Source organism: Vibrio sp. B1-2 (genome assembly GCF_963888445.1).
Lineage (GTDB): Bacteria > Pseudomonadota > Gammaproteobacteria > Enterobacterales > Vibrionaceae > Vibrio > Vibrio anguillarum.
In genome coordinates this window covers 1-20657 of record NZ_CAWPJH010000003.1, presented here as the reverse complement: position 1 = coordinate 20657, position 20657 = coordinate 1, and the positions used below count along the sequence as shown (strand labels likewise).

Sequence of the window (20657 nt, the reverse complement as noted above, 5' to 3'; positions counted from 1 at the left end):
CTTAAAATAGCTCATTGGATAAAATGGGCTGTTTTTTTGTCTCTTTATCTGGCGTACCTTTACCTCGCATACCAAGAGTTTGTAAATACGCTTTGGGGCTTAAACCAAACTGACTGCGAAAGCGTTGATTAAATCGCTGTTCCGATTGGTAGCCGCAACACTGTGCCAATATCGCTATATTTCGTTGGCCATTTTGCATTAAGTTCAGCGCGTGATTCACACGCACTTCAGCCAAAACCTCACGATAACGGGTGCCATGTTGCTTTAAGCGTCGAATTAAGGTCGCGCGGCTCATAGCAAAGTACGTTGCTACCCGCTCAAGTGGATGTTCTTCTTCTGGTGACTGGGCGAGGTAGTTTCTCAGCTTCTGCTCAAAGGGTAGAGAATTACTCTCAAAGAGCCAATGCAGTGCACCTTGCTCAGCCAATTGTTGGTATAACACCATCAGTAGATAGGCTTGGGTTTCTTGGCTGATTAACGAAAGATCGAACGAGGCGAGCGCATTGAGCGAACTTTTCAGTGAAGGGCTGGTTGAAATCACAGGCCACATAACTGGGCGATCATGACTTGCGCTTAACGCAAGCATCGCCTCGGTCGGGCGGTAGGTGAAACTGAACAGCCTTGAAGAGAAGTAACCGTGTTCTGGTAAATTTTCGAAACTGAGCGAAGCTGAGGCCTCACACAATAATAACGAAGTGCTCGATAGATTAGTGGCCTCTTCTTTATGAAACAGTTTTTTACTGCCAGATTGGATCTGAATCAAGCTTGGAGAGTGAATCCTCACATTTCTCAGCCTTTGTTGCTGAGCGGCTCGAAAGGTGGTGACTTGGTATTGGTGATTCATCACTCCCCCATGAATTAGCGTGTATAGGTTGCAGTCAGCGTCGCTTTTTCTAACGCCAAACTATTGAGGGTAAAACCAACCACCGCAGGTGATACATCGGCCGCCAAATTAAGTTTTTCCGTCGGGAGAGCCCATACCGTAAACTGGTAACGGTGCATTCCGTGCCCTTCTGGCGGACAAGCACCACCAAAACCAACGCTGCCATAATCGATACGTGTTTCTATTGCACCGAGCTTTTTGACTTCAACCCCACGTGCTAGCTCACTCACTGTCGCTGGAATATCCAGCGCAATCCAATGCCAAAAGCCACTTCCTGTCGGAGCATCTGGATCAAAAACCGTAATAGCAAAGCTTTTGGTTCCTTGAGGTGCATCGGTCCAAATTAAGTGCGGCGAAAGATTCTCCCCAGCACAACCCCAGCCTGAAAATTCAAAGGTTTTTGCCATCGGGTGGCCTTCTTGGATATCACGGCTACTGAGTTGCAGAGCGTTTGCCATCCCTGTAAATAATAAGCTGGTGGTTAACGTCGTGGTGACGATGGCCGAGCTAAAAATCGTCGAGTTCATTGTTTTCTCCTATGAATAAGTTCATGAACAAGTCTAGCAGCATCACCCATGCAACATCCGACAGAACGTATCATTTTAACGCTTTAAAGATTGAAAAGTGATACTTTTTGTTTGCCCCATTCCTCTACCATTATCGAGATACTACTGGAGAGGACTGCTATTGACAATATTACGCACAATTAAGTTTACACACATATCGAGACTATTTTTGAGCCAATACTCTCATAGGCTCATATGCTTTATGAGGCATTTATTGCCACATAGAGGAGATCAAAATGCAATTATCAATACGTCTACTTGGCTTAATAGCAGCAGTGGTGTTGAGTTCTACTCAAGCGACTGCTTCAATAGAAAAAGAATCACTCCCCACCATTGCGGATAAAGTAATCCATCCGCATTCTTTAACAACCCATCAATCTCTAACCACTCACTATCCAATCCATTCGCCGGGAGCCAGCTTTATTAAGGTCCACTTTGATAAGTTTCAACTCAGCAAAGGGGGAAGCGTCACACTACGCTCTCCACACAGCAATGAAAGTATCACCTACAACAGTTCAGAGAACGGGCCTTTATTTGCCCGCTCAATTAATGGGGATAGCGTTATCGTGGAGTGGAAAACCGGCGAACACCCTGACCAAGCACAGATCTCAATTGACTATTTTATGGCAGGGAATGAAAGTGCCACGTTATCACAACCGAACCTAGCCGCTGATAACTCTGGGTTGTTTTCAACCTGTGGCATCAATGAAAGAAAAGATGTTGCTTGTTGGAGCGACTCACACCCTGAAAAAGTGGCGTGGAGTAGCGCCGTAGCAAGGCTACTGATTGATGGCCGTAGCTTATGCACGGCTTGGCGTGTCGGGCCCAATAATCACATGATCACCAATAACCACTGTGTATCAACAGCCTCTGAACTAAAAAATACTGAAGTATGGTTTAATTACCAACGCACGACTTGCGGCGGTAGCTTGGATACCACAGTAAAAGTCATGGGCGATCAGTTATTAAGCACCGATTATACCTTGGACTACACATTATTCACGGTGGCTAATTTCGAGCAGCTAGGACAATTTAGTTACTTAGGCTTAGACAATTCAGAGCCCAGCTACGGCACGGGTATTTATATTCCACAACACGGCGCTGGTAACCCCAAAGAGTTGGCGATAGAAAGCGATCAAAATGGCTCTGGCATGTGCCAAATTGATATAGCCTCTACCAATGGTCGCGGTGCCAATACCGACACAGGGTATTTTTGTGACACTATTGGCGGCTCTTCTGGTTCACCTGTATTGGCCTCTGAGAGCCATAAAGTCATTGCACTACACCACTTTGGGGGATGTGAAAACCAAGGGGTCAAAATCAGCAAAATCTGGCCTCAAGTTGCACCATTTTTTGATAACCAGTTGCCCGTAGGGAAAAAAGGAGGCACTCCACCTCCGCAAGATGGCGTCATCCAACGTGGGCAAAGCATTACTGGCATCACCTTGAGCAAAGGCCAACAAAAACGATTCATTTTACCTGCATCAGAACGCCAAGCAGCGGTAAAAATTTCGATAACCTCTGGGCAAGGCGATGCCGATCTCTATACCCTTTCAGGCAATCCACCGACCAAAAGAGTCTTTGATTGTCGGCCTTACCAATCAGGAAGTAATGAGCAATGCTTAGCCGAGCAAAATTCTGAGGATCTGCATATCATGATCGATGCATACTCGAATTTTTCTGATGTAACATTACAGGTAGAATAAAACAGAAAATTAGCTGACCAACCACTTGCAAGTCGCAAGTGGTTGGTCATAGTTTAAAACTCTTGGTTCATTTTTAGCAGGCTGTTGAGTAATACTGTTTCTTCGTTTACATCCAAGTGCCTCGTCAGATCTTTCACTAACTCCACATGCAACTGATTATGCTGGCGATGAATTTTCTGACCTTCCGCGGTTAAAGTCACGACAATCGATCTTCTGTCATCTGGGTGCGCGCCGCGTTCAATCAACTTAGCATTCACTAACTTCTCTATTTGAACGGTGAGCGTACCAGTTGTGATACCGAGCTTTTGCGCTAACTCTTTCATTCTCAGCGCGCCATGAATACCTAACACCTCGATGGTGTGGATCTGCGCCAGAGAGTAGCCGGTGTCTCGCACCACAGATTGCTCCCATGAGGACATCTTGTCGTAAAATTCCGTTAATTGTTGATTCAGTTTTTCGATATTACTCATCATGCCATCGGGTGAACTTCAAGGGTAAGGTGGTGGATTTTATCAAACTTCGCCAGTATTTGTTTATATTCTGCCACGGTTTTATCAACATGAGATTCTAAGATAATCGCAGCTGAGTAGTGATGACCACTGATTTTCCAAATATGGAGATCTTTAATCACCGCAAATGCGGCTAGCTCTTCTTCAATTAAACGTCGATAGGGTTGCTCGATGCTTTCATCTAATAAAATGGGGCTAGTCTGCTTGATAAGAGCTATTGTCCACTTAGCAATCACGGCAGCGCCGACGATGCCTACAACAGAATCTAACCAGTTCCAGCCATAATATTTTCCAAACAAGAGCGCCACAATCGCCAGAAGAGAAGTCAAGGCATCGGCAAGAACATGCAAATAGGCAGCTCGTAAATTGTGATCGTGATGGTCATGGTCATGGTCATGGTCATGGTCATGGTCATGGTCACTATGATGGTGGTGATGGTTATCATGCAACAATAGCATGCTCACTAAGTTCACCAGCAAGCCAAGGATGGCGACAATAATCGCTTCATTAAATTGAATCGCTTCGGGATTGAATAAACGATGAACCGATTCCACCACCATCAGCAACGCCACAATACCTAATGCAATCGCACTGGTGTAGCCTCCCAACACACTCACTTTACCTGTACCAAATGAGAACTTCTCACTGTGTGCATGCTTTCTAGCATAACGGTAAGCAAACAGCGTAATGCAGAAAGCAGCCGCATGAGTACCCATATGCCAACCATCGGCAAGTAAAGCCATCGAACCGAAAATAGTACCAGAAATGATCTCCGCTACCATGGTGACAAGCGTGAGCAAAAGAACGTAAAACGTGCGTTTCTCATTTTGGTCTGCGCTAGCGATAAAGTTATGACGATGCTCGGTAGTAAACTGCAAAATCCCACTCACTTAGTTTGATGATCAAAATATTTGATTTAAATTTAGTTTGATTATCAAACATTGTCAACAAACTCTGTCTATTAGTACCGAAACCATTGGGGGAAATAGGCTAAGTGGAAAGTAGAGGTAGGAAGGGAGAACGAGAGCCCTCCTCCGTTGAGAAGGAGAGCTGGAAGGAATTACCACATCAAATCATCAGGGACTACGAAATCCGCGTACGGATCATCTTCAGCAGGTAGAGATTCATCGGCAGTTTTATTTTCGATAATGCTCTCTTCATCACGCATGAAGATTTTATCCGCTACCACACCCGGGATGACAGCATAGCCATCTTCATAACGCGCGATAGCCAGGATTCCTTTACTCAGTTGATCACGAACCAGTGAATCGACATAAAGTGACTTCACCAACTTACCATCAACAAAGTTGTATTTGATTTCACCGTGTTTTAGATCCAGCTTATTCATCTCAATCAGTTGTTTTACTTGAGCACGAATTTCTTTGCTCAACAACTGCTCTTTTTGCTGTTTATTTAGTGCCTTGTCGCGCTCTTGTTGCTCGACTTTATTCGCTTCTACTGCCGCTTTCACTTCACGTGCTTGCACGCGCGATTTTTTAGAGCTCTTTTTCGCTTTGCTGAGTTTTTTGGCGTTAACTAAACCCGCTTTTAGCATTTGCTCTTGTAGAGATAAGGTTGCCATGATCAATCCAAGTCAGTTATTTGCTGGTGAGTTTAACGGTTCATGGCGAGTGAATAAAGAGCGCTGTAGTTATCTTATTCATCCTAACGAGCAAAAAATGCTTTTCTAAACTCATAACGCTGCTTTGCCGCATAGAGCACCCACTCTTCTGTCGAAAGGGTGGCATAGGCTGTCTTTCTCTGGCTTGAGAGCGTTTTTTCTAACTGCGCTAACGCTTGCTGGTAGTCAATGACTTGAGCAGCCTGCGCTTGTTGCTCGATTTGGCGATGGGCCACCTCACTGCGCTCATGTTCATTTAAGTAAAGTTCGGCTAAACCTTGTTGTACTTCTAAGCGCTGTTCTAACGATAAATGTTGAGGGATCAGCCGAATCGCTTGTTCATAGCGTGCATTACCTGTGTTTAATGAAAAGGTATCCCATTGATATTGATGCTGTGTAAGCCGCTGTTCAATGCTCTGCAACGCCTCTTCTACGGAAGCAATGCCTTCGTAGTCATTGGGTTGCTGTACAAAATCATCATAAGCGTACTGATCAGCAAACAAGATATCCGCTTGTCGCCCCCATACTTGTTGATCAATCGATTTTACATAAGCCATTTTGTCACCTAATTCCGTATCCTGACTGATGAGTTCCATTCCAAGCAACGCGTCACGTTCCGCCTGTTTTTGCCAATAGAGTGCAACCAGCTCATAGCGTTCATGGGGCAACTGCGTTTGTAATTGTTGTAGCCGCGCAGCGCACACATTTTGCTGACGACACTGTTGCCAAAACTGCTCTATTCTCTCTCTCAGCGCTTTGCCTATTTCTGTTTGCAGCGTTTCACCAACGAGTGTCCACTCTTCATGGGTTTGATGATCGCGATTAGCCAGCAAAGCAACGCTACTTTGCTCTGGCAAACGCACCGTGCCCGGCAATGCAACCTCAATTCTATTGGGGGGTGTTTGGATAGTGGGAAACTCATCCCTCTTCACCCACCAATAACTTGCGCTGCCGACTAAGGCAACGCAGATCAATAACCTAACCCAACGCATCTAGCGGATCTCAGCTTTAACCGGAAAGTGATCCGATAAATTGTAATGCTGCCATAAACGCTCGTCCGTGGTTCTTGGCACCAGCACAGTATTGCGGTTTTGTTGTTCGCTTGGTTGTGCAAACTCTTGACTTACCACCACATAATCGAGGTACTCCACGTTTTCACCACCGGATAAGGCTTCTCCTGCAAAATCATTGATACGCGGATCAAACGTTGATTCGGTATAGCCTGCGTAGCTAGGTTCGGTTGACGCAAGATTCGCGAGCATGTTTTGATAGTCATCGGCAAATTTACGTTTATTCACGTTAAAATCACCGCCATAAATCACCGTTTCTGTGCTGGGAATAGAGAACGATTGCGCAAAACTGCGCATCTGTCTGAACTGACGTTGGCGATAATCGCGAGCGGTATCGGTATCAAACGAGGCAGTATGCGTTGCAAACAGATGATAAGCCTGACCATTTTTGATGATTTCAGCATAATTCACCCCTTTATCAGCAAAACAGTCAGTTCCCGAGCAATCAGGGAAAACATATTGTCCTTGGTTAACAATTGGGTAGCGGCTGACGATCATCACTCCGCCGTCATGGATATTCACCCCAGACTTATCGAGCATTTTCGTTTGGTACGGATACTCTTTTGCCAGCTCTCGAAGAAAGGCATCACGCCCCGCAGCAAACACTTCTTGCAGCATTACGGCATCATATCCTTTGATATGTTGAGGGATGATAGCAAAACGCTCGGCAATATTTGAAGCAATCACAGGTAACGCCCAAACGTTATAGGTCATCACTTTTAAGGTCTCAGCATCGGGTGTTTCTTCTGTATTCGTTGGCGTAATGGTGTAATAAATGTCGTCGTAACGAGTGGTGCTGACGGATTTAAACGCAAGCTCGGTTGGACGTTCAATCAACTGCGTTGAGTAATAACGGTGAACCGCACGATCATTTTGCCACTGAAGAGGAATATCTCGTGCTTGTACCCCATGCTCAATACTTGAGTTATACCAATGACCTTCCATCTTCTGCTGTAAAGAGAAAACCTGCCCTTGCGGCAAAGTCACCATAGTTTCAAATTGGTACGTTTTGCCAGATTTCACCCCTTGCCAGCGGTTAAAGCTGAGCACCATTTTGGTTTCCCACGGGCCTAACGTTTCACTGTGTTGCTGCCATTCACTGCCTTGTTGCAACTGATCAGATCCGGTCTGTTTCACAGTAATAGACATCGGCAGCGCAGAGTTATTGGTTAAATAAATATCGGTGTCCGCCAATACCGCATGAGCAGCAAGAGACAACCCAAATAGCATGACTTTATTAATAATCTTCACGTTTTCATCCTTTAACTGTGAAAAAATAAATTAAGCCATCCCCCTATGAAATATTGATGTAAGAAATACGACAGTTTGAGTACTCCAAGAAAGGTCACGAAAAATATAAAAACTATTGAACGATTTATCGATATTTTTTCTTTCAAGGCAAATTTTAGCGTTATACTGCCCGCCCCAAATTGTGAGAGGATTTTTTGTGGAACGTGAAATGTCAGTGATCATTGGTTTGTGTAACCCTAAAAGCCCAACCAACGTAGGTGGTGTGATGCGCGCAGCAGGTTGCTACCAAGCGTGCGCGGTTCGCTACAGTGGTGAGCGTTATGATCGCGCAGTGAAATTTCAAACCGACACAAAAAACATTCAAAGTAAAATCCCGCTCACCGCGATGGTAGAGATCACGCAGGACTTGCCAAGTGAGATGAAAATCGTCTGTGTTGAACTGGCAGAAGGGGCTACACCACTGCCCGAGTTTATTCACCCGGAAAAAGCGCTGTATGTGTTTGGCCCTGAAGATGGTTCTATTCCACAAGAGATAGTCAACCAAGCCAGCGAGGTTGTATACATCCCAACAATTGGTTGCATGAATTTGGCCGCGAGCGTCAATGTGCTGCTGTATGATCGCTTAGCAAAATCCAAGCTCGATATTGATCACAGCCAACGTATTCTGAGCAGCCGAGATGTGAAAAATCGTTTGAAGTTTAAACGTGCTGATCAACCTGCCACTTAAGGCTGCAATCGAAGCAAATGAAACAAGCGAACGTTCTTCACTCAATAGAGCCTAACGCTCACTTATTTCATTGGCAGTCATAACGGCTAACTCTCGCTAGCGAATATCCAACTGTTTAAGAACCGATGGATAACCCCACCCATCTTCACCAACTTTAACTTCGTCTCCCGTTAAATAGTGATAAAGAGTGGGCGCAAGTGAGCCATTTTCGACTGAACCGAGCGGCGTGGCTTGATTGCCAATTGGACTCCCCCAAAAACCGATAAAAGCATCTTTTTCTAGATAGCTTTCACCCGCATGACGCCCCGGAACTTTAGTATTAAAGCCAACGCCCTCTTTAGGAAAGAGGTTAATGGTGCCCGCACGGTCGTCTTCATAAATAGCAGCGAGCTGATTAACCGAATCTGGACGGGGCGTAAAACGTGTTAACTCTCGCCACTGCGCACTTGAGCACCACGTCTCAGCTTGATTCGCTTTAGCGTGATAAACGCAACGTTCGACGAGTTGTGCATAATGTTCTAGCTCGTCAGATGAAGCAGGCGACAAATAAGCATTTAGCTGCTGAACGCCAAGCAACAATGGCTGTTCTGATTTAGCAAAATAGCGCAGTTTATCACCCTTTTTTTCAATCCACTCATCCACTCGTTTACCTTGCCGCTCACCAACCAACCGTACAGAACAGTCCGTTAAATCACATGGTTTTTCTCTCACAACTAAATAATCTAGGCTTTCAGCAAGTCGCGCTACGGTTTCATCGATCACATCAACCTGCTGCCCTGGCTTAGAATGGATCGGTTGCCAACGGATCAACTCTTGATAAACCGGTTGAACTTCCCATCCAGCTTCTGCATTAAAGAAATCCATCATAAAATTTCCACCCGCAGTGGAAGCGACGACCACATCAATCCCTTTGTTTGACGGCGCGTTAATCGCATTCGTCATTTTTGGCCCTTCTCCCTCATCCGATGAGATTTTTTTCACCTTGAGTTTTATTCCCAGTTGTGAAGCTAGCGGCTCAAAGATCTGTTTTTCTGGGTTGAGGGAGAAATAAACAGGAGCTAAACCATGATCGCCAGCCATGCCCCATAACGTGCGGTCATATACTCCCGCGTCTTGATAGGTTGCTTCTATTTGCGCTAGCCAGTAATCGAGGCGGTTTAGTTCCCCAGTTGGCATGATGACTTCATCGCTGAATGGGCCGCTAAAATGAGCAAAATGATCCGGCCATGGATTATAAATCAGCGCATAGTCGGGCATTCCTTTCAGTTCTTTTTGTGCAAGTTGTTTCAACTGGTGAGCAAGCACTTGATGGCGAGTCCAGCGAGTATAAAAATCCCACTTGCTTATCTGCTGATAGCGCGTGACCTCTTCAACTAATGTCGCTCGCAACTGTTGAAGTTCACGTTCGACAATCGCGCGCTCTTTCAGCTCACGCACACACCGCTTTTCACCAAAATCACGTAGTGCCTCACCCGCCCCTAAATTCACTAAACCATCATAAGTGGTGTGAGCATTCCAATCGTATTGCGCATTACAGTTGAGGGTGTTGAGGTAAGCGAGGCGATCAAACATCGTTTGTACTTGGTTTTTAACCAGTAAGCGATCAAGCTGCAGTGCATCATTACCAAAAAAGTAATAAGCTCGGTCGGTTGGGCGATCAACAAAGTGGAAATTGGGTATGCCAGTACCACCTTGGCCGGACACCTTAGCTCCTGTTTTTATGATCGGTAAATTACGCACACTGATCGTTGGTGTTGATGAAATGCCCACTTGAGTAATAGAAGCGCGATGATCACGATACAAGCGTTTAAAAAACGGCAAGTAATGTGGATCGTGATAAGGCTGCTCAGCCAATATCCGCATGAAACGTACTTGCTGCTGATGTTCGGGTTGAACCACCTCCATTGAAGAAGGCTTAGTGCTCAATCGATTGTTGTGATCTTGGTGAGCTTTGCGGATAAATGGCTTACTTGAGTCAACCAAACCTTCGATCAGCCCTTGTTGCAAACCATCCACGGTGATCTGCACTGCCATACGACGTTGTTGCTGAGAGCGGAGAAACGCAATCAATGCTTGAGGATCATCATCAAATGCTTTTTGTAACCAGGAATTTAGTGCTTGTTCACGCTCTTGCTGATAGACAAATTGGCGGTAGCCTTTTAATACGTTCATACGCACAAAATCAATCAAAGTAACCGTGATTGCCTCTGCTTTGTTGTTCACACGTGCTGTATTTTCTGGCTTTGCATCTTCTAATACCCCAAAAAGGGCTTGCTTCATCTCTCCTTCATCCATCCCATTAGCAGCCTGACTAATAATTTGGATCACTATCGGTTGGATTTTATTAATCAGTAATCGATCGGGTTCACTTGACGTCAGATATTGATAGTGATCCGGCAATCTCTCAAGCTGTTGCCACTCACCAATTTCAACCAAGGCATCATACACAGTCACCATGGCCGCAATAAATTGGGCATCCACTTTAATCCCTTCATGATGCCCTTGATCTTTAATATTTTCTTTTTGTTCACTCACCACCTCTTCCCCATAATGGTAGAGGCTATGCTCGAATCCCTTTAAAACCTTTGCGTCATAAACAGTACTTAAATACTGTTTAAATACATCATCATTTTCTAACCCCGTATAACGATCATAATATTGATATAAAAAATAGCCCAGCGGGATGGCGTAAGTTGGGTTAGAAATTTGTGCAATAACGCGAGCTTTTGTTTTTGCATCTAAAGGCAACATAAGGATATAGCTATCGAGTGTTACCCCGGCGATGGTAAATAAGGTCGAATCACGGGCAAAGCGCGTTGAATAGCTTAAAGACGACGCCATTTGATTTTTCAATATTTGCGCCGAATTGAACAGCCCGCCAACCACAGGCGCATCACTGATAGCAGCGAAAGAGGTTGATGAAAGTAAAGAAGTTAAGAGTAACGCGATGGGTTTTAGCCGCCCAAAAGAATAAAATATCATACTGTTTTCCCTACAGTTATTGCATGCGCACATTGTGGCAAGCTTACTCGTAAGGTCAAGCCGTAAGTCATATTTACGTTATAACTCGGCCATATATCCATATTAAAAGTAATGATACCAATTGACTATTCGATAATGACGAGTTTCATTGCCTTTTTACCGATTCGATTCTATAAATAATGCAAATAAAAATAAATAAAACTCTCATCACACGATAGAGAAACTTGGCTTAATTCGTTTTTTACTTATTTAATTCGGGGGCCGTCTCATGCGCACCAATCAACCTGTTACACAAAAAGAAGTCAAGTTTCCACCTAGCTATAACTTATTATCGGTCACTAAACCAAGCAGCCATATCACTTATGCCAGTAAAGAGTTTTGTGACGTGGCGGGCTACTCATTAGAAGAGCTTATCAACCAGCCTCATAACCTAGTTCGTCACCCAGACATGCCAGCAGAAGCGTTTAAAGATATGTGGGAGCATTTAAAACGCGGCCAATCTTGGATGGGTATCGTCAAAAATAGATGTAAAAATGGCGATCATTATTGGGTTGATGCGTTTGCTTCTCCGATAGTCGAAAATGGTAAAACGGTTGAATTTCAGTCGGTACGTTTGTGTCCAAGTCGAGAACACATCACTAACGCAGAAAAAATCTACGCGCAGCTCAAAGCGGGAAAAACACCTAGGCGACTCAAGCTACCTCGAACTCGTTTATGGCAGCGCTTAGCCCTAACTTTATTACCCATCGCGGGTGTCAGCTTTGTTGCAGATACTTTCCTTCCCGGCGTAGGTTTAGTATTGATGCTATTACTGTCAGTAGTTACTGGCTATAGTTTAACTCGTCGCTTAGAATCGCTCAGTGCCGAAGCACGCAAGGTATTTGATAACCCACTAATGGAATTGGTGTATAACGGCCATATTGATGACATTTCTGAAATCAAACTTGCGTTAAAAATGCGCCAATCCGAACTCAATGCTGTGGTGGGACGCATTCAAGATTCAAACCAACAAATTGGTGAGGCTGCTAATTCATCTTCAAAAAACTGCAAAACAACTGCGACCAATTTAGAAGGTCAAACACGAGAAACAGAACAAGTTGCCGCCGCGATCAATGAAATGCACTCTACCGCGAATGAAATTGCACAAAATGCGCAAAGTGCATCAGACGCAACAGAGAAAGCAAAATTGGCCGCCGAAGAAGGTATGGATTCGGTAAAAGATACATTGAATGCAATGCAACAGCTCGCAACCCAACTAGACAGCGCCTCATCGGTTGTCACACAGTTGGCAGACCACGGAAAAACCATTGGCCAAGTGTTAATTGTGATCCAATCTGTCGCTGAGCAAACCAACCTGCTGGCACTTAACGCCGCTATTGAAGCTGCTCGGGCTGGCGAGCAAGGCCGTGGATTTGCGGTCGTCGCCGACGAAGTTCGCACCTTGGCACAACGCAGCCATGAGTCCACTAAAGAGATCCAAAATGTCATTGCACTGATTCAAACCAGCACCCACCAAGCTGTCAATGCGATGCATGAAGGCGCACAATTATCTAAATTATGTGTTAATAGTGCTAATGTCTCTGGCGATAAACTCAATATGCTACTTACACAAGTGATTGATATTACGGATAGAAATGAACAAATTGCCACCGCCGTAGAAGAGATGGCACGCGTGACTGAAGATATGAACTCAAGCGTTCAATCGATCAGTGATGTCTGTGTTGCGACCAATATTTTGGCCAGTGATACACGAGATGAATGTGAGGATTTAGTGGTAAACCTTAGCTCTCAAGGCACATTAGTTCGCCAATTCCGACGGTTATAATTTTATGTCTGACTAGCCCTCTAACGAGGGCTAGTCAGTTTAAAAAATAAAAGCAGTGTTTATAAATTATTACCGCTTCTATTTTGTAGGGATAGCTAATCTATTGGGAATACAATTGGGGCATCATGCACTGCCGTACTCACATTTTTTTCCATAGATTTATTTTGAATTTTTTTCACTGTATCAACTATCCAATTAAATACTCCAGGTCTGGTAAAACCAGCATAGAATGTCGCCTGATTATGCACCTGAGAATGGGAATTAACTCCCGTACCGGCAACACCATATACCTTTCCTTGGTAAATTAAAGGACCACCGCTATCCCCCCTAAAAGTAGAATATTTCGTTAATACAGTACCAAATTCATTGACATCAAATCTAGAATCTGAATAATCTAATGGTGGGTTTTCAATAGTAATAGAATAACGGTTAGGCTTATATACCCCATGTTCTTGTCTATATTCATAACTCGTTTCAGCCCAATCACAACTTTCTTGATCTATTTGAGAATATTCCTGAGTAAAAAAGTTGTTTGAAAAATATTTAGAACTATTGCATTGAGCCATATCCACTTCACGCTCATAATCTGGAGAATTTTCCTTTGCAGCGACAATAGCAGGAATTGGCATACGCTTTAGACTTGAGGTTGAATAACCGATGGGGAAAACTTCTGCACCGAGAGGAATTGACTGATTTGCGACAGGTAAAAACGTAACCCCCTCTGGCATGCTTTCAAGTTCTACGATAGCTATATCATCAAATTCATCTCGGCCTATTCCATTACTAGGTTCGAATATGTGATCAGCTGTATAGGCTTCTACTATTTTAACTTTAATACCTGGGTTCGGTATACGGCCATTCTCATCAACCTCTTGAGATCCTGAATGTAAAAGATACGCATGATTCCCTTTTTGAGCGCCGAGTCCGACACAATGGTGTGCGGTGAGTACTGTTTTTGGCGCAATCAACGTACCAGAGCAATGCGCATATTTAAAATAAACCATGTATGGCGCATCACTTGGTAAGACATCATTACCTTCAACAGCACTAGCAGGCAATGAATAGCTTCCTCCCACCAAGGTCAAGCCAATTAATATTGGTTTTGTATATTTTTTATTTTCCATTTAAATTTCCTCTTAATTTTATGATCTTTTAAAGTAAACGACAAAAATCAATTCTTCAGTGCTTACATAGCTTTTCACTAAAAAAACTCACGCAACCTATCGATATTCATAAGATGGTTACGCTATATAAACTCATTATTTTACGGTACGACAGTAATTAAACCACCGTACATTAGCTTTTACGAATTAAAGATAGTAAAAACAATCTTAACTATGTTATGCTAATATTTATTATATCCGATAAAAAATAGATGAATAAAATCAATATTAACAATGCACAAATGATATAGCCTATATATCATTTGTGCATATAGTCAGACCACAATTATTACATGTGTTCATTTTCCAATTAAATCATTCGTACGGTATTTCTCTACGAGTTATTTAATTGGAAAATCGAGCCACTTTGAAAAACACTCTTTCACACTAATTAATAATTCACTTTCCGTGATATTGATTCATTAAATTACTCTTACTTATGATAATTCACTAGACTTGATTCTTGTTAGGAATTAATAAACATATCAGCAAAATTTAATAATAAATAACAGTCAACAAAGGATTGAGATATGAAGTTGCCCAAACTGCTGCTCGTAAGTGCATTTTTTACTACATCCACTACTGCCTTTGAGATTTGCCGAATCGGGGATGAAATCAACATCCTCGATAACGACTCCATGAGGGCATTACGCAAAGATAATTATTCCTTATTTAGTGACGACATTACAGTTGACACACTTTTTTCTTCCACACCAGAACACTTCACTGAATTAAAACCTTCAATTATTGAAGCTAATGAGCTGTATTCAAAATCTTCTTCCTTACTGGATCTAGGCCCTAGCTCAATACTTACCATAGAAGCAGACGCAGCAAAGAGACTGCTGCAAACACTAGGTAGAACAAGCTCAAAATTCGCCACCGGCGCTCTTGAAGTGCTTGGCCCTATTGGAGATGCTGCGGCGGTAGGGTTTTGGGCAAAAGAGATAGGTAATACATTTAAAGATGAATCCCAAACTTCTTATGATCGATTTGCAACGGTTATGGGGCTAGTGGATTGGTTTGGTGTACTCAAACTACCCGAAAGAGAAATAGACCGAGTGATATTAAGTCACCGCTGGGATGCCATTTCAAGTGGTCAACATTACAGTTTCAACATACACGACGATATTGCCACCCAACAAGATTTAAGAAACAAGAAACATTGGGCAGAGCTCGCCAGTAAACAAGCGGATTTAGTCACTGAAATAGTCGGTGCGTACGCAAAAGATATCACTCTTAAATATCAATACCATTATCAGGAAATGGTTTACGCACAAGCTAAATTGTCTAACGAGCTTATTAGCGCACTCGATCAAGAGTTACATAAGTATGTTTATACGCTTCTTTCGTTTGACCATAATGGCTCGCGCTTGTTTCCTAGCGACTTAACTAGCGCTTGTGATGCAGAAACCCGAGTGATTGCATCTCTTTATACCAATTCAAACTCCAATAGCTCTTCAAGCACTCCATCGACCTCAGAAGCTAATGGAGCACTTACTAACTTACAACTCTGCCAGCAAAGTGTATTAAGCGGTGTTGTGCAGCGTCTAGATGAGTTACGTACTGGGCATATTGATCAACAGGCGTTTACGCAGGCCTTTAAAACCGTTTTGTCGACCAAGAAGCAGATAGCAAATACAGCAAGCGAACATCTTGAGCACATCAGTTCAGCACTTAAGAAGCAGATAATAATCGATGGCCGACAAGCCGTTGATCGTTTGTTTGATTCTGGTGCTCTAGAAAAATCAACTCAATTTTTTAAAGATCAAGCTAGCCGATATGCGATCGATGAAATGGCGCGTAGTGTTCTTTACCGTCCAGCAACGGCTGATGAGCTCAAAACAAAAACCCTCGTCTTGAATGAAGGCTATAGAAAATGCACCTCATTTGGAGTGTTGGCAGGTGATCCTAACTTCCAAGGATGTAGAAAATACGAATGGATACCGGCTGAAACACGAAAATTTGAACCAGCAAAAGACGCAGTTATCAGCCAAATCACTTCTCAGCCACGCCAAAATTTTCATACAAAGTTCGACGCAGCCATCTTGAATTTGATCAGCATAGGCTGGGATGCGAATCAAGAAGAACAATGGTTTGAACAACAAATCACTCACTATTCGCAGCAGCAGGCCGCCAAAAATAATGCAAAAAAAGACAGAGCTTTAGTGCACAAATGGTTGTTCGGTTCCGATGCGCAGATAAAAGATGAGTGTCCACATAATTGTGAAGGATGGAATGCCGGATACTTAGAGAGGCAAAACATCTCTCAACACTCCTCTTTATCCGACATTAGTCGGTGGTTTGCGGATTATTCAAGCTCTGTATCAAGATACAGGGAAATCAAACTTGCTGAGCTTATTCCTCAAGCCCTAGAAAGCGAGTGGCAAGCGATTCAACTGACTCAGTTTTTGAGCTATGCGCACCCTGGCAGCTTTGACTTAGAAAAGCATGCCCCTTTAATGGCTTCAGCCTTAAAAAACTCAACTTTGGATTTGGCTTCTCTTTCCGGAAACTCGCTTCAAATAGCCAAAGAGATCCTAAAAAGAGAGATGATTGAAGCAATAAATCAATCAAAACAAAAAGGCACAGACTGGCTTATCTCTCAGATAGGGGACTTCCATCGATATGCAGCCATCGTCCACCAGCAGCACACCTCTACCGGACATGCCAACGACATGCCAAATGATGTTCTCTTTACTGAAGAGCTTCCTGGCAATGTTCTTCGTTATACAATCTCTCACCTCCCCCCATACAATTATGACCAAAAGTTAGACTCTTCACTGCGAGCGCTCTTTGATCCTCAATCCGTTCTCAGTGAAAGATTTTCTGCTCTGGCTAATGCGTCAAATCAACTTAACAACCAACCAGGACGTGAGTGCTACATCAATTTTACTCCTGTCAAAAAAGCACTATTAGATATAAATAGCGACAGTTTACTTGAGTGGATTGCTCCTATACATGAATTAATGTCATCACTCACAAGTCAGCAATTGGAAGTACAAGCATCCATTGAATGGGCTGTGAAACAGCAAAGTGACCGTAAAGTGGCTTGTGATCTCAGTCCTAACAACCCTAAGTATTTGTAGGAATAAAACAATGAAACCAATACACAGTATGAATAAGAAGTTTTTGACAACACGAGTCCTGCTTACCTTCAGCTTAATCCTTTCTTCAACGCAATCATGGGCAGATGTAGGGGCTTTAAAAAATGACATATTGTCTCGTATACACAGGGGGGATAAACCCGTTATCCTCATGATTGACATGCAAGAAACGACATCAAAGTTGCCTTGGTTACCAGCACAAGCACCAGGCAATAAAAAAATTTGGAAAAACCAAATAGAAATGTTGAAGTTTGCCAACGAAAACAAGCTTCACGTCTTTGATATCAACTACATTGACCGTTTTTCATTACGAGATAACTATGGTGGAGACAGAAGCCGTTATCTTGAACACAACCCGACCTTTAAAAAGCTCAAATCTGAAATGTATAAGTTTGGACCTGAACGATACCATTATGTAGTGAAAGAAACGGTTGAAATTGATACCAGCTCTCAAAGTAAAATCATTCAATTTATTAACCAAAACCAAATTGATAGTGCAGTCATCATGGGGTTTAACAGTGATTGTTGTGTGCGACATACTGCTTACGTTCTCTCAAAAGAGCAGCGTATTAACGTTTTGGTTAGCGAAGACATTGTTACTAATAAAGCGAATAAGCCTGGTATTTCTAGCACGTGGACTGAGCTGGGTCTTGATACAGATCCAAACGTTCATATTTTCAGAAAGCAGAAACAGCCTTTTGATTTCAATGCAGCCTGCTATAGTGGTGCTTAAGTTTTTAACTTGGCTTTGTTTAAAGTAAGTAAGGAGTAGCAATATGGTGGAGTATCGCTATATTTTGCCCTACTCTGTATCTTATATTTAACAAGCAGTCTTACGCTGCCGATTGTGTGAGGCTTCAAATTTATTGCGATATTCCCAGTTAGAATCCGCTAAAGAAAGAGGCGGCTCAATAAAGTCGCCTCACACCGATTCCCCGATTTCTTCATCCACCATATTTTTTATTTCCTGCCTCACCCACTGGTGGATTGGGCTATTGTGATGAATGAGATGCCAAAATTGTTCAACTCGAAAGTCGGCAGTGTAAAACGGTAAATCGGCCACCGTGATGTCATAACGTCTACCTAGGTGAGAGACCAGACGTCTTGGTAAAGTGGCAATCAGATCAGTGTTAATCAATAACTCCGGCACCATCGAAAAATGTGGCAAAGATGCCACCACTTCGCGCTGATAACCCAGTCTTTTCAGCTCATGATCCATATCCGTTTTGCCCAAGCCATTACCGGAGATGATTAGATGTCGGCTCTGGCAATAGCGCTCTAACGTCATAGGCTGAAGAGCCCATTTATGCTGGCAACACATCACTACGGCATAGTTATCATTAAATAAACGCTGTTTAAACACGTTAGTGGGTGACTCATCGGTGGAATACAGTAATAAATCCGCCACCTTTTCCAAGTAATCATGCAGCGGCATAAACGAGTTGTAAGACACAATTTGTAATTTCAAGTTTGGAGCACGCTGTTGAAAACGCGCCAACAATTTCGGCACAATCATCATCATTTCGAAATCCAACGCCCCTATAGTGAACACGCCTGAGTATTGCTGGGGGTCAAACTCGTCATCTACCAACATATGACGAATGGTATTGAGTGATATTTCCAATTCGCTATAAAGGCGCTCACCTTTTACAGTCAAACGGTACTCATTTTTCACCTTCACCAGCAATGGATCACCAAATTGTTCACGCAAGCGCATCAGAGCTCGACTGACTGCTGGCTGACTCATGTTTAATACTTGAGCGGCCTGACTAATATGCTTATGAATTAATAGCTTTTCTAAAATCGTCAATAAATTTAAGTCAATGCTGCGCAAATTGATTTCGGGGGCGACCATACCATCACCTAATAATTTCGTGCGTAAATGATCTATATACTATAACAAGCATGCATTTTTGATATGTTTGTTTTTCATTTATCTTCTCCTCACCTGATTGAGGAGATAAAAAATGAAACTATCCACCCTAGCTTTAGCCCCTATTGCTGCTGCACTGTTTACTTTTAATGTAAATGCGAAAGGCCATGACCACGACAACCAACATGCGATTTTTTTTCCTGGTGAAAGCGTTCAAGACACAGCGAAAATCGTAGTTGAGCCCTCTGCCACTCAGTCTCTGAAACTGGGACAGAAAATCAATAACCTGTATGAGCGCCAATTTGATGAGAGTAAAGCCACCGTTCAAAAATTGGGCAAAAATACCTATTGGATCGGGGTTAATTATTACAACGCTACGGTTGTAGTTAATGAAGACTCAGTATTGTTGATTGATCCGCTAGGCGATGGCCGCATTGATGCTCTTTTTAAAGGAGTTAAATCCATCACCAACAAACCAATTACTACCATTATGTATTCGCACTACCACCTAGATCATGTAGGTGGTGGTAACCAACTGATTGACTTGATTAAGAAAAATTATCCAAAGGTGGATAATGTCCGTGTTATTGCTAGTCAAACCGTTGCAGACAAGATCAACCACCACGCTGAAGTGGGCGAAAACGGTGTGAAAACGCCTAAAGTTCCAACGCCAAATGAGGTGTACGATTTGAAAAAACCTCAAACAGTCAAATTTGGCTCAATGAAGCTAAAAATGATGGCACCAGAAGGCTCTGGCCATACACCGGATAACACGATGATTCTCATCCCAAGTGATCGTGTGCTGCATTTTGCAGACATGATTAACCCTGATCAACTGCCGTTTTATAATTTCGCGGGAGCAGAACATTTCCACGGTTACGAAGAGGATCTACAAAGCCTTCTGAGCACACCACTCAGCAAACAGTGGGACTTTATTAACGGCGGCCATGGCAATATCGGTTCAAAACAGGATGTGAAAGATCTGCTGGAATATATTGCGGACATCAGAACTGAAGTGGGCAAGCAGCTAGAAGTCGCGCCCTACACTCCAGTTTTGAGTGACGGAAACCACTTCGTTTGGTTCAAACGCTGGCAAGATGAGATCACTAACAATGTACATACCGCAATGGCGAACAAGTATAGCCACATGTACGGTTTCGATTCAGGTGTGGTGGAAACCCACGCAGCCATGATTTTGGCTGATATGATCGATCACTAATTTCACTCGGATAAAACAGCCCTCTCACGAGTAATGCCGATCAGTTAAGGCCAAAGTGATCGGTTGAACGATCCTTCAGAGCTGTCAAAATCCAAGTGTATTTAATGCACTTGGATTTTTTTATGGATGTTTCTCAAGCTCTAAACATAATTAATGAT

The 20657-nt window shown here is 43.1% G+C and carries 16 protein-coding genes; 6 read left to right on the top strand and 10 right to left on the bottom strand.

Features of this window, described 5'->3' with window-relative positions:
* Position 1 precedes the first annotated feature (1 nt).
* The gene (locus tag AACQ75_RS01465; protein WP_212755064.1) at positions 2–844 is read right to left on the bottom strand and encodes a helix-turn-helix transcriptional regulator; all 843 of its coding nucleotides are present in this window, start codon (positions 842–844) and stop codon (positions 2–4) included.
* A 14-nt stretch (positions 845–858) separates the two neighbouring features.
* Positions 859–1410, bottom strand: a complete 552-nt coding sequence (locus AACQ75_RS01460) for a YbhB/YbcL family Raf kinase inhibitor-like protein (RefSeq protein WP_088729779.1) — start codon at positions 1408–1410, stop codon at positions 859–861.
* 275 nt (positions 1411–1685) lie between these two features.
* Between AACQ75_RS01460 and AACQ75_RS01455 the strand changes: the two genes are divergently transcribed.
* Positions 1686–3155 carry a serine protease gene (locus AACQ75_RS01455; RefSeq protein WP_170889351.1) on the top strand — a complete coding sequence of 490 codons (1470 nt, stop codon included), beginning with the start codon at positions 1686–1688 and terminating at the stop codon, positions 3153–3155.
* Positions 3156–3208: 53 nt separating this feature from the next.
* Here AACQ75_RS01455 and AACQ75_RS01450 read toward each other — a convergent pair whose 3' ends face one another.
* The 5 genes from AACQ75_RS01450 to AACQ75_RS01430 all read right to left on the bottom strand — a co-directional run bounded on the left by AACQ75_RS01450 (position 3209) and on the right by AACQ75_RS01430 (position 7606).
* Positions 3209–3625 carry a MarR family winged helix-turn-helix transcriptional regulator gene (locus AACQ75_RS01450; RefSeq protein ID WP_129533202.1) on the bottom strand — a complete coding sequence of 139 codons (417 nt, stop codon included), beginning with the start codon at positions 3623–3625 and terminating at the stop codon, positions 3209–3211.
* A complete protein-coding gene (dmeF, locus tag AACQ75_RS01445; RefSeq protein WP_170889350.1) occupies positions 3625–4542 on the bottom strand; it encodes a CDF family Co(II)/Ni(II) efflux transporter DmeF in 918 nt (305 codons plus the stop codon). The genes AACQ75_RS01450 and dmeF overlap by 1 nt, the downstream gene beginning before the upstream one ends.
* Positions 4543–4724: 182 nt before the next feature.
* Positions 4725–5246 (bottom strand): DUF2058 domain-containing protein, encoded by a 522-nt coding sequence (locus AACQ75_RS01440; RefSeq protein WP_026027777.1) that lies wholly within the window; start codon positions 5244–5246, stop codon positions 4725–4727.
* 83 nt (positions 5247–5329) lie between these two features.
* A complete protein-coding gene (locus AACQ75_RS01435; protein ID WP_249339391.1) occupies positions 5330–6277 on the bottom strand; it encodes a hypothetical protein in 948 nt (315 codons plus the stop codon).
* Positions 6278–7606 carry an endonuclease/exonuclease/phosphatase family protein gene (locus AACQ75_RS01430; protein ID WP_170889349.1) on the bottom strand — a complete coding sequence of 443 codons (1329 nt, stop codon included), beginning with the start codon at positions 7604–7606 and terminating at the stop codon, positions 6278–6280.
* 196 nt (positions 7607–7802) lie between these two features.
* Here AACQ75_RS01430 and AACQ75_RS01425 point away from each other — a divergent pair, with 196 nt between their 5' ends.
* Positions 7803–8333 (top strand): RNA methyltransferase, encoded by a 531-nt coding sequence (locus AACQ75_RS01425; protein ID WP_370685849.1) that lies wholly within the window; start codon positions 7803–7805, stop codon positions 8331–8333.
* Between the two features lie 96 nt (positions 8334–8429).
* Here the strand turns inward: AACQ75_RS01425 and AACQ75_RS01420 are convergent, their stop codons facing one another.
* Positions 8430–11348, bottom strand: coding sequence for an alkaline phosphatase family protein (locus AACQ75_RS01420; protein ID WP_170889348.1), 2919 nt, complete (start codon positions 11346–11348; stop codon positions 8430–8432).
* A gap of 235 nt (positions 11349–11583) precedes the next feature.
* Here AACQ75_RS01420 and AACQ75_RS01415 point away from each other — a divergent pair, with 235 nt between their 5' ends.
* The gene (locus tag AACQ75_RS01415; RefSeq protein WP_170889347.1) at positions 11584–13140 is read left to right on the top strand and encodes a methyl-accepting chemotaxis protein; all 1557 of its coding nucleotides are present in this window, start codon (positions 11584–11586) and stop codon (positions 13138–13140) included.
* A 95-nt stretch (positions 13141–13235) separates the two neighbouring features.
* On the opposite strand, the gene AACQ75_RS01410 is transcribed toward AACQ75_RS01415, so the two are convergent.
* On the bottom strand, positions 13236–14264 hold the full coding sequence (locus AACQ75_RS01410; RefSeq protein WP_170889346.1) for a trypsin-like serine protease: 1029 nt from the start codon (positions 14262–14264) through the stop codon (positions 13236–13238).
* Positions 14265–14833: 569 nt separating this feature from the next.
* Between AACQ75_RS01410 and AACQ75_RS01405 the strand changes: the two genes are divergently transcribed.
* Positions 14834–17389, top strand: a complete 2556-nt coding sequence (locus tag AACQ75_RS01405) for a hypothetical protein (protein ID WP_170889345.1) — start codon at positions 14834–14836, stop codon at positions 17387–17389.
* 10 nt (positions 17390–17399) lie between these two features.
* Positions 17400–18140, top strand: a complete 741-nt coding sequence (locus AACQ75_RS01400; RefSeq protein WP_017044894.1) for an isochorismatase family protein — start codon at positions 17400–17402, stop codon at positions 18138–18140.
* A 189-nt stretch (positions 18141–18329) separates the two neighbouring features.
* Here the strand turns inward: AACQ75_RS01400 and AACQ75_RS01395 are convergent, their stop codons facing one another.
* Positions 18330–19262: a LysR family transcriptional regulator gene (locus AACQ75_RS01395; RefSeq protein WP_017044895.1), complete on the bottom strand. Its 933-nt coding sequence runs from the start codon at positions 19260–19262 to the stop codon at positions 18330–18332.
* A gap of 112 nt (positions 19263–19374) precedes the next feature.
* Here AACQ75_RS01395 and AACQ75_RS01390 point away from each other — a divergent pair, with 112 nt between their 5' ends.
* Positions 19375–20499: a VarG family subclass B1-like metallo-beta-lactamase gene (locus AACQ75_RS01390; protein WP_170889344.1), complete on the top strand. Its 1125-nt coding sequence runs from the start codon at positions 19375–19377 to the stop codon at positions 20497–20499.
* The last annotated feature ends 158 nt before the right edge of the window (positions 20500–20657 follow it).